The organism is Bartonella sp. AP19HLJMH (assembly GCF_042196245.1).
In the GTDB taxonomy this organism is placed as follows: Bacteria; Pseudomonadota; Alphaproteobacteria; order Rhizobiales; family Rhizobiaceae; genus Bartonella.
Map to the genome: position 1 here is coordinate 54,299 of NZ_JBHIPX010000011.1, position 13,383 is coordinate 67,681.

The following is a 13,383-nucleotide window of genomic DNA, read 5'->3' on the forward strand; positions in this document are numbered from 1 at the left end:
TTTAGAAGATTGTCTCATATGGCAACAAGATTGAATAGAAAACTATAAGATTGAAGGGTTCATTTTTGAGAGATAATATTTTTGCATGAAGTATAATAAAGAAAAGCTTAAAAATAAAGTCTATCTTGCCATTATTGGTATGCCTCATGGTATAAAAGGAGATGTTTTTGTTAAAATTCTAAGTGCTGAGCCACAGCGTTTCAAGTTTTACAGCACTCTTTATGATGATATGGGGCGTTCTTATGAAATTGTAACTCTTCGCATACAAAAAAATAAGGCGATTGTACGTTTTAAAGGGGTAGAAAATCGTAATGCGGCTGAGTCTTTAAAAGGGATTCGCCTTTATGTGACGCGTGATCAATTAATTGATGATTTGATGGAGGATGAGTTTTATCAAGTCGATTTAATAGGCTTGTGTGTCCAAGATTGTGGGGGGAAAATCTTAGGTGAAGTGTGTGGTTTTTTTAATTTCGGGGCTGGTGATTTGCTTGAAATACGTTTGGATAGGGGTAAAAGAGTTCTTATTCCCTTTAGTAAGGCGGCGGTACCAGAAATTTGTATGGATTCTGGTTTTCTTGTTGTTGATCCCATGGCCGCTGGTTTAATTGATGGGGGAGACAATGATAAAAAGGAAATAGCTTGAATCTAAAAATAAAGATGAAGGTAAAAAACAACAGATGAATTTCGTCAATAAAAAGTGGAATGTGTGAAAATATTAAAAATGCTCTTTTGAGCAGATATTGTAAGCGCTTTATCTCGAAATAGTCCTGAATTTTTAGAGTCTTTTTTAGTGCAAGTATTTAGAAGGATCGTATTAAATATGGCGCAGATCAAGAAGACTCAGATTAACGCTATAGCGTTAAAAGTCTTGTTTGTGCTATTTTTGCTATTAAGAGTCTGTTTAAGAAAATAAGGATAAGAAATAAAATGAAATTTCAGGCGCGCGTTTTAACCCTTTATCCTGAAATGTTTCCTGGTTTTTTAGGGTATTCTTTAGCAGGGCAAGCTTTAGAGCGTGGAATTTGGTCACTGGAGACGGTACAGATTAGGGATTTTGCTTTAGACAAACACCATAGCGTTGATGATAAACCTGCTGGTGGGGGAGCTGGTATGGTAATGCGGGCGGATGTATTGGCGGCTGCTCTTGATTGCTGTCCACAGGATTCGCCAAGATTGTTGATGAGTCCACGTGGGCGTCCTTTTGACCAAGCTTACGCGCATAGCTTGGCTCGTGATACGGGTGTAACGTTAGTTTGTGGACGTTTTGAAGGGGTTGATGAGCGAGTCATAGAAGCACGAGAATTAGAAGAAGTTTCTATTGGTGATTATATTCTTTCAGGGGGTGAAACAGCTGCATTGGTTATCTTAGATGCTATTATACGTCTTCTGCCTGGAGTGATGGGGAATGCAGCTTCTGCAAGGTGTGAAAGTTTTGAAAATGACTTGCTGGAACATCCGCAATATACCCGCCCTTCTCTTTTCGAAGGGCGGGGTATTCCGCCTGTATTGCTCTCAGGTCATCACAAAGCGATCGCAGATTGGCGTCAAAGCCAAGCCGAATTGTTAACACGTCAACGTCGCCCTGATCTTTATGCGCGTTATAATAAAAATCATCAGAAAACTTGATTCATATGATAAGGTGGTGTATTGCATGGCTCTCTTTTTAGAGAGTTTTTTATAAAAGGTTTTCTGTAGTTCCAAAATTAAAATGAAGGAATGGTGTATTCGCTCCTGTGTAAGACATAGCCTAAAGAGCTCCTTATTCTTAATAAAGGCTTTTTTGGTAAGAGTTGAGCGCTCTGACTGTTCGATAAAGAACATGAAGGATAAAAGAAATGAATATTATCGCACAGCTTGAAGCTGAACAATGTGCAAAAATTGAAGAAAAGCGCCAATTTCCAGCATTTCAGCCAGGAGATACAGTCCGTGTTATGGTGCGTGTGACAGAAGGTACACGGACGCGTGTTCAGGCTTATGAAGGTGTCTGTATTGCGCGTTCAGGCGGTGGGTTGAATGAGACCTTTACAGTACGCAAGATTTCTTATGGCGAAGGGGTGGAGAGGGTATTTCCTGTTTATTCTCCTTTGATTGAAGGTGTTGAGCTGGTGCGCCGTGGTAAAGTGCGCCGTGCAAAACTCTATTATCTACGTGGCTTGAGAGGTAAAGCTGCACGTATCGCTGAAAAGAGAGATTATCGGAAAAAAGCTGAAAAGGTTGTTGAGAAAATAGAAGCAGCATCTGTCAGCACAGATGTTGAAAAGCAAGTTTCTGAGTAAAGATTATATCGGCTAAACTTTATGCAAAAGCGGCTTTTATGCCGCTTATTTGTGTCTTTCTTGATTCGTTTTGCCTTTTAAAAGGCTTGGAGGGGACATAAAAATGTTTAATCTATCAATTTTTCCTCTTTTTATTCTTAATCATGGGTGCAATTTAAGAGACCATTGCATATATCGTGGATACTCAAAAGGATAAGTTTAATCTGAAAAAATGTCTGTTTATATTTGGAAAAGATTTTAGACCTTTGACGTGAAGATAAAAGTGTATTAGATTAAGGCGAGTTTTGCGGATCATATCCGGGGAGTAATCGGTTTTTTTATGCGTGACCTTTAATCCGTTATTTGAGACAACCGACCTGTAATATCGGTATCTTGAGATGCCAAACAAGTAAAAACGAGAGAGTATGTTTAGTCGTTTTGCGCGAACTTTCTCGTTCATTGCGGTTGCAAAAACCAGGTCAGGATATTTTATGATAAACCAGGTCAGGATATTTTATGATAGAGACAACTAGGATAAAAGAGCGCCCTCGTTCCCCTCATATAAGTATTTATCGTTGGACAATTACTATGGCCATGTCCATTGCACACCGCATTACGGGTATGGCACTTTATGTTGGAACGGTTTTTCTTGCTGTTTGGTTAATTGCTATTGCGTGTGGCGAGGAGACATTTAGAACAGTTTACGAAATTTATAGTTCTTGGTTTGGATTGTGTATTTTGTTTCTTTATACTTTGGCAGGGGTTCATCACATGGTTGGTGGTGTTCGCCACATTGTTTGGGATCTGAAGCCTTGCCTTTTGGCAAAAGAAAAGGCAACAGTCACTGCTTGGGCGACAGTGTTTATTTCTCTTATTGTTACTTTTGCGATTTGGATTATTGGATATACCGTTGTTTAGCTGGGGGTGAAAAGAGACATGAAAAAAGATTTTCGAACGGAACTTGGAAAAGTACGGGGGCGTGGCAGTGCTCATGAAGGAACAGAGCATTTTTGGCTAGAACGTTTGACGGGGTTTATCAATCTACCACTTTTGATATTTTTTATTGTTCTTATTCTTTCGCTTGTGGGAAAGGACTATAGTATTGTGCGTGCAAGACTTGCACATCCTATTGTTGCTATTTTGATGGGATTGATGACTTTTTCGGTCCTTTATCATATGAAACTTGGTATGCAGGTAGTGATTGAAGATTATATTCCACGTGAAGGTTTTCGGATATTCTTTTTGACGTTAAATATTTTATTTTGTTTTCTCATAGGTGGTATCATTATTTTTTCTCTTTTGAAAATTGCATTAGGGGGTTAAACAAGTATGGCGGGTACAGGATCATCTCTGGGTGCTAAAGCAGGTAACGCCCCTTATCGCACTGTAGATCATAAATTTGATGTTGTTGTTGTTGGGGCAGGTGGTGCAGGATTACGTGCGACACTGGGTATGGCAGAACAAGGATTAAAGACAGCTTGTATTACGAAGGTTTTTCCAACGCGCTCACATACGGTTGCAGCACAAGGGGGAATTGCTGCATCGCTTTCAAATATGGGACCTGACAATTGGCAGTGGCATTTATATGATACCGTGAAAGGTTCTGATTGGTTGGGCGATACCGATGCAATGGAATATTTGGTGCGTAATGCTCCTGCTGCTGTGTATGAATTAGAACATTATGGCGTTCCTTTTTCGCGAACGCAAGAAGGCAAAATTTATCAGCGTCCTTTTGGTGGACATACGACACAATTTGGTGAAGGTCCGCCTGTTCAGCGTACTTGCGCAGCAGCTGACCGTACAGGCCATGCCATTTTGCATACGCTTTATGGACAAAGCTTAAAGCATAATGCGCAATTTTTTATTGAATATTTTGCACTCGATCTCATCATGACGGATGGGGTTTGTACGGGGGTTGTGGCATGGAATCTCGATGATGGTACAATACATCGTTTTTCTGCCAAAATGGTTGTTCTTGCAACCGGTGGTTATGGACGGGCTTATTTTTCTGCGACATCGGCGCATACCTGTACGGGTGATGGTGGTGGAATGATCGCACGCGCTGGATTGCCACTTCAGGATATGGAGTTTGTGCAATTCCATCCGACAGGGATTTACGGTTCTGGCTGCTTAATTACAGAAGGAGCTCGTGGTGAAGGAGGCTATTTAATCAATTCTGAAGGTGAACGCTTTATGGAGCGTTATGCACCTTCCTTTAAGGATTTGGCTTCACGTGACTTGGTTTCGCGTTGTATCACACTTGAAATTCGTGAAGGGCGTGGCGTTGGACCTAAGAAGGATCATATTCATTTGGTTCTCAATCATATTGATCCTGCAATCTTGCATGAGCGTTTACCAGGGATTTCAGAATCAGCACGGATATTTGCAGGGGTGGATGTAACAAAAGAGCCTATCCCCATCTTGCCAACGGTTCATTATAATATGGGTGGGATTCCTACCAATTACTACGGGGAAGTTCTCAATCCAACGGCTGATTCGCCTGATCGTATTCAACCAGGGCTGATGGCGGTAGGAGAAGCAGGATGTGCTTCTGTTCATGGTGCTAACCGCTTGGGGTCAAATTCATTAATTGATCTTGTGGTGTTTGGTCGTGCTGCTGCCATTCGCGCGGGTGAAGTTATTGATCGGAATGCAGAAATTCCACCCATCAATGAAGAAGCTGTTGACGAAATTATAGCGCGTTTTGATCGTTTACGTTTTGCACAAGGGGCAATACCAACAGCTGTATTGCGTGAAAAAATGCAACGCACGATGCAAGAAGACGCAGCAGTCTTCCGTACAGAAGATTCTTTGAAACAGGGATGTCAACGGATGAATAAAATCTGGGGGGAATTGTCGGATCTCAAAGTCACAGATCGTTCTCTGATATGGAATTCTGATTTGGTTGAAACATTAGAGCTTGAAAATCTTATGGCGAATGCAATCATGACTGTTCATTCTGCCGAAGCACGTTCAGAAAGCCGTGGCGCTCACGCTCGTGAAGATTATCCAGAGCGTGATGATAAAAACTGGCGTAAACATACGATTTCACATTTGTCAAAAGAGGGTAAGGTGACATTATCATATCGACCTGTCCATGTGGACCCGTTAACATCTGAAGCTGATGGTGGGATCGATTTAAAGCGCATTGCACCTAAAAAACGGGTTTATTAAGGGGAGAATGAAATATGGTACAAATTAAGCTTCCCAAAAATTCTCAAGTAAAACCGGGAAAGGTTTGGCCTAAACCTGAAGGTGCTACAAAGCTGACGGAATTTCACGTGTATCGTTGGTCGCCTGATGATGAGAAAAATCCTCATTTAGATACTTATTATGTGGATCGTTCTGCTTGTGGTCCTATGATTCTTGATGGGCTTTTGTTTATTAAAAACCATATTGATCCAACTTTGACACTTCGTCGATCATGCCGTGAAGGCATCTGTGGTTCATGTGCGATGAATATTGATGGAACCAATACATTAGCTTGTACCAAAGGGATGGATGATGTAAAACATCCCATTAAGGTCTATCCGTTGCCTTCCATGCCGGTTGTTAAAGATTTGGTTCCTGATTTAAAGCGTTTTTATGCACAACACCGAGTCATTGAGCCTTGGTTGCAAACAGTTTCTCCTGAACCTGCAAAAGAATGGTTACAAAGTCACTCCGATCGCCAAAAAATCGATGGCCTTTATGAATGTATTTTGTGTGCGTGTTGTCAGACTTCATGTCCAAGTTATTGGTGGAACGGTGATCGTTATTTGGGGCCCGCTGTTTTGCTTCAAGCTTATCGCTGGATTGCGGATTCACGTGATGAGATGTGTGGTGAACGTCTTGATAATTTAGAAGATCCTTTCCGCCTTTATCGTTGCCATACGATTATGAATTGTGCGCAAACTTGTCCAAAGGGATTAAATCCAGCGAAAGCGATTGCTGAAATTAAAAAACTCATGGTTGAACGCCGCCTTTGAAAATTTACTGATTGATCAAAATAAAGCGCAAGGTGGGAAATTGTATCTCCTTTTAGCAATTAAATCTCTAAAAGAAGATCGGCTGCTTATGGGGGCGCAGTAGCTATAATCATTCTAAAAGCGAAGTAATCTCTAAAAATTAAGCAATCCTTGTAGAAGCAATCCTTGCAATGGCTGAGCAGAAAACTCATAGTTGAATATTATCTTTGAAATTTGACCGATTAACGAACAGTAAAAAGAAAAATAGAAAATTGTGCGTGTTTTTGTGCCTCTTTGAGGCTTAATCTCTAAAAATTTATTGGCTTCTATGAGGCGGTTAGTATAGTTATTATTGCCTTTAAAAAGGCATTAGTCTTTCGAGTAAACTATACTTTAAATAGCGTTCTATGTAAAAACAATAAAATCAATATGCCATGTGTTTTTATTTTTATTAAATTCGCATCATAATTTATACTTTGATGCAGATTTAAGTAATCATTTTTTATAAAAATGATTACTCTGTATAAATATAGCACAAAAATAAATGCTGATACAAATATTAAACGCATGTAAATTATCTAAATGAAATACAAAGGAGTGATCATTATGACAATTCGTCATTTTACGACACATTTATTGTAATATCGAAAACATTGCTAATATTCAAGGATTAGGAATTTTTGATAATATCATTATATATATAAAGGTCATATTTTTTATTTTAAAGATTGGATTGTTAATCGCATTAAAAAACAAAATTTATAGTTCTCAAAGAATGGAGAACGTAAAATCCCTCTCTATTGTAGAGATAGATCATACAGTTAAGGGGGAAGTAATTTAAAATTATTGTAAGGTCATAGATTTAAATTCATTAAAGAGCAGATAAGACGTTTGAAAAATAGCAAATTTATAGGTTTCTCTAAAAATTTAGAAAATGATAGTAAGAATTCTAAGAACACATGTTGCGAATGTGGAATAAGCGGTGTTTGTAGGTTCGTTTGAGTTGAATAAATTCAATCATCAAAGAAAATATGTTGTATTTTGACGAGTTTCGGAGGTTTTGATTTTATATGTTTTTATCTATAAAAATAGAGATTTCTAGGTTTAGATCTTATTTATTATGTTAGGGTATTTCATTGTTCTTGTATGTATGCTTAAGAAAGTTGTTTAAGCAGTAAAAGTGTTTTTTATTTTTCAGCATAAAAGATATTTCTTAACATGAAAAAGAGGTGTCCAAGTATTAACGGTATAATCAGTTATTGTTTTGGTATTTATTCTGTTGTGCCATAAAATACTATCGTATTTAGGATGTGGTAATTAGAGTGGTTAGAAGGTGAAATCTGCTAGGCGAGGGGGCGGATTGTTTGCAGATTAGTTTGCGTGTTAAGAGGCTTCGTCCTTTGAGGTGTGGTAGGTGGAGTCTGTTAGCCAATTACGTAAATGAGAGAGAAATCTACGTGGACAGGTTTTTAGTCTAATCTCTCTTATATATTGTGATGGGAAATTCACCTTAATAAGGACTACGACCGGTTACAGAAAACAGAAATCATTGCGAAAAAACAAGCGTGCTTATTTTAAAATTTTTAATATTTGTGATCATAATGGCATGCGAAATCTCCTGTAGTATCACGCAGACCGTTCGTATTCTCGAGCCAAGAATTGTTCATATATCCTCTTCAATCTGATCTTCACGAATTGATGCAAGAGATGGGTACGAACACCTGTAAAAATAAGCAGATGCAAAGCCAGTTGTATCATTATTGTTGCTTTGCAGAGTGTTTGATAAAAATCTGGAACATTTCTCCAATTCATTGCCGGTTTATTAATGACTTTATGGCGTTGTTTTTCTAAAAGAGCTTTTGCTGTTGCAGCTTTCACTTATCAGATGGGAGTTAAGAGTATTATGTATCTCTGTTGACGTAATCTTTGAAAGTCGCTATACAGCCTCCTAATTTGAGGAGAATATGAAGCTGTAAAGGTGCAAACCAGTTTCCATTTTAGCATCATTTTTAATTCTGCTTTACGACTTTCAAAAGCATCTAGAGTAATGTCTTTTAAATAATAGAGATTACGCATTGCTTCACGCTTTTGTTTCTCTCGTTCTTTAATAAGATCAAAACCCTTATGTAAAACAGAACGTCCCGAGCCAAATACACTTTGCTTGTCAATTTGCACGCTTGTTTTTAAGAAACCTTTCTTTAAGGTGCCTAAGCTTATTTCATTACAGAGCTCGTGGATGGTATAATGGTAAAGCCCCGATGAACAATATAAAATTTATAGAGCATCTCCATTTTTACACTTCATAAAAGAGCAAGTTGGGTGCCATTAGACACTTTGCAAACTCCCAATATTGTGACAATTTGGGGCATTTTGGATGGTTTATAAAAGGCATTTTTAGTGCTTTTTGTACAGTTTCATTCTATACGGCTTTATTTACTTATAATGTGCAAGAGACATGGTTTTGGTTAATAAACAGCTTTGAAATGAGAGAATCCTACGGTACTAAGATCTTTTATCCAACACGCAAAATAATGAAAACTCTTTATAAGTCAATGTGACGTGGCTTAAGAAGAGTGATTGTAGATCTGTTCTTTTAGGAATTTTTGCTTTTTGTGGTGCAGAGAAGAGAGCAGGAATATTCAGAGTAGAGCTTACCTTATGGAATCTATGGATATCGTCTTTAGGAGAGGGACATAAGCCACGTGATATGGTTAGCAAAGCTTGCCTAAGAGAAATTTGGTTGTTTACGAACAACTGGAGGTTAAGAATCTTTCTTCGTCCGAAGAAGACGTCTATATACCACTATACTTTTTATTACCAAATAGAACGTGGTTTATGGATGCTAAATCGAAATGATAATTTATTTCGTATGAGGTTTTCCGTATTTGGAGATTGTTTGGTTAAAAAACATATTTATTAATCACTTGAAAATAGCGCTTAGAATTTTTAAACGATAAGTTTTGGTCTTGATGACGATAATTATTTGTGATGATCGAAAGTACCTATTTTACGAAGCTTTCATTGATAGGCGAATCAAAATTTATTCTTTTCTTTTGTTTAAATATTTATTTTGCAGCTATTTTTTCTTTTTTGCATCAAAGATACTTTTTCAAAAGGTAAATGGAAAGAATGATCAAAGGCAAGAGAATAAAGAGAGCCTTATGTATAATTTGGTTTTCTCGTAGAGTTGTTGTCTATTAACTTTTTTCTTTTTTTCTTCATGAAGAGTGTAGAAAATCCATCGGAGAAGCAAAGAGAATAGGAAAAGTTAAATAAATAGCCGTAACAATTAGTTACGGCTATTTTTGTTTGCTTCATATTACCGAGAGAGGAAGCTCACCTTAAGCGATTTTTGATTTAGCAAAAATCGGGTCGTAAAAGACTTCAGAGAGTTTTCTATCTTTAAAGAACAACACTACGTCAACTGTTGTATAGAGAACGATTTTTATCATTTCTAACTCGAGTTGCCGGCCAATTTCTGATCTTTTAATCAAGGTGGCACATCGCTCAAATGTTTGCAAAGCGCTGTTGGCATGCGTTGTTGTAATCGATCCGGGATGACCAGTGTTGAGCGAATTGAGATATTCCCATGCTTCATTGCCTCGCAATTCAGCGAGAAAAATTCTGTCAGGCGACTGACGCATACACGCATCTAGGCATTCTTCAGCTGAAACACGGCCTACATTGTTACCATAAATCATATGTACATGATTGGGATGATTGGGTAGAAAAAGCTCATGAACATCTTCAATTGTGATAATACGCTCCTCTACAGGGACCTTTTCAATTAAAGAGCGCGCAAATGTTGTTTTACCAGATCCTGTTTTGCCTGCAATAATAATGTTGCGTTTGTGAAGGACGCATTCTTCCAAAAATTCAAGAATTTTTCCCTCACGTTTACTTTGTAAGAGTTGAACTTCAAATGGTTCCAACCGTGTGAAGTCCTGCCTCGATAACAAGTTATTGGCTTCTTTTGCTGAAGGCTTATTAAAACTTACATCAGAAAAATCGTCAAATGCCCCTTCTTCTTTGAGTTCTTCTAACGTTTTAACTATGAGAGAATGTTTACGAATTACAAAGGAAAGAGCACCATCAACAACAGCTGGTGTTTGTATAATTGTACCACGTTGTCCACCAGGCAAGAGCACATAATTAATACTTCTGGGAGCCATACCGTTATAAACGATAATAGCTGTAATAAGCGTTTGCAAAAAAGTGGTTGTTAACTCTGGTACGCTATGTACTTGCCAACCCTTAAAGCTTTTCGTCCATACTTCACAGGGGCGGCAAATCGATAATTCAGTGATCGTGGGATCTTCTAAAAAACAATCAAGCGGTTGCAGAAGCTGAAAAACTGCTTGATCTTTTTGTATCGGGTTAACGTGTGACGAGACTGTAGACATCGCTGAAATCCAGATCACGAGCAACAAAAATATTTACTCGTTCGCCTTGGTTTTTGTAAAGTGTTGGTGTGATATTGATGGAATTTTGAAGAACATCGACTGCTATAGATTCAGCATTCTGAGCTCCTTTATTTTGTGAGTTATCTTTATTTTCTTTGCTGCTTTTACCAACTTTTCCTCTTACCCATTCTCCTAAATCACCGATAATGCTTACCATAATTGCACTACCAAATCGTTCCCAAAAATGTCTGTCAACCCAGCCACCAATACCCGCTTCACCCAGAGGACCTGTGCCTGGTGAGTCAAGATTGACAACAACACCAGAAGGCGTTTCAATGCGTAACCATTGCACAAACACGCGCGTTTGTCCTTGTTGTATGCCACTTTGGTAAAAACCAACAACTTTAGAACCACGGTCAAGCAAAACAACACGTCCACTCGTGGAATAAATATCGCGTGTTAAATGACACGTCGTCATTCCGGGTTGTGATGTAATGATTTTTGTTTCTAACGTACAATCTATTTGCGTTCCTTGTGTAATCAAAAAGTCACGGTTACGAAGTTGCATCGCATGTGATTGACCTAAACGCACGGGCTGAAGGTTATCAAATAATACGCCATTACCTCTATCATTATTCGATGCTTTATTATTTGTATCTGTAGATCCTTCGCTACCACCGTTGTTAAGGCTAGAACTGAGCATACGTTTGCGTGCTAATTCTTCAGAATCTTGGAGCATATGTGGAGGAATGGCTGTTTGAAGAAGTTTACTCAATGCCGGTGGAATATCCAAGTTTGAATCTTCTGGTTGTGTTGATTTTTCTGCTTCTTCTACAATCTTTGGCTCTTCTATAATCCGAGGGACATAGTTTGGTATAATTTGCTGTACTATTTGTTGTGGTTTTTCTTCCTCAACCTCCACGGTATTACGCATTTTAAAAGCTTTCCAAGTCAAGGCAATCGGTATCGCTACTATGACAATAAGTCCTACCATTAACAATGCACGGGTACCTGGAATTGTTGGACGACGTTCAGAACCTAGTTCGGACCCTCCATAGGTACCTTCAATATGTTTTTGTTCGACGTTGTCCAGTTTTGTACCTTTTCCCTCTCCTTCCTTATTGTCAAACATCATTTTCCTCCTTTATTGATACGATAAACCACCGAAGATACTGTCCCTGTTGTGTTTGGTACGCCATTGGGGTCATAGGCTTCATTAAAAACAGCTAGAGCGCGTTTACCAAGCCGTATAAGCCATTTAGGATTGACCTTATGAACGGCGATAATATCATTAGAACTGCCGATAACGGTGCGTGGTATTAAGCTTTCATTACCTTCAGCATCTACGACATAAATCGATGGCATATCCATGTTAGCGGGAAATTTGAAGTAAGTAATACGCCCATTGTCCCAAGCATTTATCGGAGCAATATCTTGGTGACCACTCATGGTATAACTGAGATTATAGCCGTTGACGCTTTGGTGAAAACCACGTTCAATCGCAAGGCGTCGATTGTTTTCTTCTGACTTTTCATCGTTTGAATCGGGATAATGGAAAGCCAATTCATATGTTGATCCCGCACGGTCATTCCGAAATTGTAGTCGGAATTTATAACTCCGTTTGTCGGTTACAACGATGAGATTGGTATTGGCAAGTTCTGCTTTTGGTTTAATAAAAATATGCCGCCCTTTATGAGCAAAGGCATAGGCTTCAGAATCGCCAAAGGCATGAGTTATGTACTGTTCACCTTCTTCAAGAATAATATGTGTTGCCACACCAAGAACTGTCTCAATTTGAACCACATCGGCTTCGTTATATGTTATATAGCGAATGCGGTGATCATACTGTGAATTTGATGGACTTTTGAGCGCCTGAACAGGTACCGTATAAAGAGAAGAAAACGAAGACAATAGAACAACAAACGCAAGTTTTTTCATAACAATCAATTCCTTAATCATTCAACAGTATTTCTGGGTCAGAACGGTAACTTGTTACTTGAAAACCAAGGGGGTTAAGCAATCGATCAGATGATTTCATGGGTGCACCAACATAGGTGTAACCAATTGTTGCAATTTGGTGCTGTTTTGGTCCAGTAGCAGCACCGTTGCTGTCAAGTTGCTGAGTCGTAAAACGTACAGTTGCTTGACCGAGTCCATTAGGCTGGATTGATCGTACTTTAACTGTGATACGTGCATTGTTGGAAAGCACTTTGTCCCGTGCATTTTCTCCATCATAGATTTTATAATATTCTTGTTGAACAGATGCCGCACTTAAAAGTGCTGTTGTGTCATAGTTCAGTTGAATAGTATCGTAGTCGTAAGTTTCGCGGTTAAGCACATATTGATTTAGCCAATATCTATCTACAACTTCGCCATAGCTTTCTTCGTGTTCACGCATGATTGAGATAACATCAACTGCACCCGTCGTATTATCAACGCGCAATACTAAGGGAGTTGGAGCTGGTTGAGAAAATCCAACAACTCCACATATCATACCGAATAAGCCAAAAAGACCCACAGTACTCGCAACACGCCATGCCGTTCTGCGCGACCTTATAAATTCATTGATAAGATCACGTTCTAAGCCACGGCTTTCTTCATAATAACTTCTAAGTTGTTCGGCTTTCACTGGTTTTGCTTGTTTTGTTTTCATCTGTCTCCTCGCTTGATTTCGGCAGGGATTGTTTTATTAATGGGCACACGGTTCCTATCATTGGGCTGTTTTAGCTTTGGTGCTAATGCACAAGCCGATAAAAGGTTTGCAATCAAAATTATAAG

Annotated in this window: 12 protein-coding genes; 7 read left to right on the forward strand and 5 right to left on the reverse strand. The window is 38.7% G+C overall.

Features of this window, described 5'->3' with window-relative positions; genetic code table 11:
- Positions 1-85 precede the first annotated feature (85 nt).
- From rimM to ACFINR_RS06400, 7 genes are all read left to right on the forward strand, one after another.
- On the forward strand, positions 86-643 hold the full coding sequence (rimM, locus tag ACFINR_RS06370) for a ribosome maturation factor RimM (protein WP_375653385.1): 558 nt from the start codon (positions 86-88) through the stop codon (positions 641-643).
- Positions 644-927: 284 nt separating this feature from the next.
- Positions 928-1,626 (forward strand): tRNA (guanosine(37)-N1)-methyltransferase TrmD, encoded by a 699-nt coding sequence (trmD, locus tag ACFINR_RS06375; protein WP_375612244.1) that lies wholly within the window; start codon positions 928-930, stop codon positions 1,624-1,626.
- A 209-nt stretch (positions 1,627-1,835) separates the two neighbouring features.
- A complete protein-coding gene (gene rplS / locus ACFINR_RS06380) occupies positions 1,836-2,276 on the forward strand; it encodes a 50S ribosomal protein L19 (RefSeq protein WP_375653391.1) in 441 nt (146 codons plus the stop codon).
- Between the two features lie 495 nt (positions 2,277-2,771).
- The gene (gene sdhC / locus ACFINR_RS06385; RefSeq protein WP_375606014.1) at positions 2,772-3,173 is read left to right on the forward strand and encodes a succinate dehydrogenase, cytochrome b556 subunit; all 402 of its coding nucleotides are present in this window, start codon (positions 2,772-2,774) and stop codon (positions 3,171-3,173) included.
- A gap of 18 nt (positions 3,174-3,191) precedes the next feature.
- The gene (gene sdhD / locus ACFINR_RS06390; protein ID WP_375612246.1) at positions 3,192-3,578 is read left to right on the forward strand and encodes a succinate dehydrogenase, hydrophobic membrane anchor protein; all 387 of its coding nucleotides are present in this window, start codon (positions 3,192-3,194) and stop codon (positions 3,576-3,578) included.
- Positions 3,579-3,584: 6 nt separating this feature from the next.
- Positions 3,585-5,429: a succinate dehydrogenase flavoprotein subunit gene (gene sdhA / locus ACFINR_RS06395; RefSeq protein WP_375620955.1), complete on the forward strand. Its 1,845-nt coding sequence runs from the start codon at positions 3,585-3,587 to the stop codon at positions 5,427-5,429.
- A gap of 14 nt (positions 5,430-5,443) precedes the next feature.
- A complete protein-coding gene (locus ACFINR_RS06400; RefSeq protein WP_254492569.1) occupies positions 5,444-6,223 on the forward strand; it encodes a succinate dehydrogenase iron-sulfur subunit in 780 nt (259 codons plus the stop codon).
- A gap of 3,320 nt (positions 6,224-9,543) precedes the next feature.
- Here ACFINR_RS06400 and virB11 read toward each other — a convergent pair.
- The 5 genes from virB11 to ACFINR_RS06425 are packed head-to-tail and all read right to left on the reverse strand — an operon-like array spanning position 9,544 to position 13,380.
- A complete protein-coding gene (virB11, locus tag ACFINR_RS06405; RefSeq protein WP_375618302.1) occupies positions 9,544-10,605 on the reverse strand; it encodes a P-type DNA transfer ATPase VirB11 in 1,062 nt (353 codons plus the stop codon).
- Positions 10,580-11,737 carry a type IV secretion system protein VirB10 gene (gene virB10, locus ACFINR_RS06410; RefSeq protein ID WP_375653410.1) on the reverse strand — a complete coding sequence of 386 codons (1,158 nt, stop codon included), beginning with the start codon at positions 11,735-11,737 and terminating at the stop codon, positions 10,580-10,582. The genes virB11 and virB10 overlap by 26 nt, the downstream gene beginning before the upstream one ends.
- Positions 11,737-12,543 carry a P-type conjugative transfer protein VirB9 gene (virB9, locus tag ACFINR_RS06415; protein WP_375606008.1) on the reverse strand — a complete coding sequence of 269 codons (807 nt, stop codon included), beginning with the start codon at positions 12,541-12,543 and terminating at the stop codon, positions 11,737-11,739. The genes virB10 and virB9 overlap by 1 nt, the downstream gene beginning before the upstream one ends.
- Positions 12,544-12,556: 13 nt before the next feature.
- Positions 12,557-13,258: a virB8 family protein gene (locus ACFINR_RS06420; protein ID WP_375653398.1), complete on the reverse strand. Its 702-nt coding sequence runs from the start codon at positions 13,256-13,258 to the stop codon at positions 12,557-12,559.
- Complete coding sequence (locus ACFINR_RS06425) at positions 13,255-13,380, reverse strand: TrwH protein (RefSeq protein ID WP_375607609.1); 126 nt, start codon at positions 13,378-13,380, stop codon at positions 13,255-13,257. The genes ACFINR_RS06420 and ACFINR_RS06425 overlap by 4 nt, the downstream gene beginning before the upstream one ends.
- Positions 13,381-13,383: the final 3 nt, after the last annotated feature.

What these genes read in the sequence shown, in the direction of transcription:
- rimM (WP_375653385.1), top strand. Translation starts at nt 86, where the DNA reads ATGAAGTATAATAAAGAAAAGCTTAAAAATAAAGTCTATCTTGCCATT.
- trmD (WP_375612244.1), top strand. Translation starts at nt 928, where the DNA reads ATGAAATTTCAGGCGCGCGTTTTAACCCTTTATCCTGAAATGTTTCCT.
- rplS (WP_375653391.1), top strand. Translation starts at nt 1,836, where the DNA reads ATGAATATTATCGCACAGCTTGAAGCTGAACAATGTGCAAAAATTGAA.
- sdhC (WP_375606014.1), top strand. Translation starts at nt 2,772, where the DNA reads ATGATAGAGACAACTAGGATAAAAGAGCGCCCTCGTTCCCCTCATATA.
- sdhD (WP_375612246.1), top strand. Translation starts at nt 3,192, where the DNA reads ATGAAAAAAGATTTTCGAACGGAACTTGGAAAAGTACGGGGGCGTGGC.
- sdhA (WP_375620955.1), top strand. Translation starts at nt 3,585, where the DNA reads ATGGCGGGTACAGGATCATCTCTGGGTGCTAAAGCAGGTAACGCCCCT.
- ACFINR_RS06400 (WP_254492569.1), top strand. Translation starts at nt 5,444, where the DNA reads ATGGTACAAATTAAGCTTCCCAAAAATTCTCAAGTAAAACCGGGAAAG.
- virB11 (WP_375618302.1), bottom strand. Translation starts at nt 10,605, where the DNA reads ATGTCTACAGTCTCGTCACACGTTAACCCGATACAAAAAGATCAAGCA.
- virB10 (WP_375653410.1), bottom strand. Translation starts at nt 11,737, where the DNA reads ATGTTTGACAATAAGGAAGGAGAGGGAAAAGGTACAAAACTGGACAAC.
- virB9 (WP_375606008.1), bottom strand. Translation starts at nt 12,543, where the DNA reads ATGAAAAAACTTGCGTTTGTTGTTCTATTGTCTTCGTTTTCTTCTCTT.
- ACFINR_RS06420 (WP_375653398.1), bottom strand. Translation starts at nt 13,258, where the DNA reads ATGAAAACAAAACAAGCAAAACCAGTGAAAGCCGAACAACTTAGAAGT.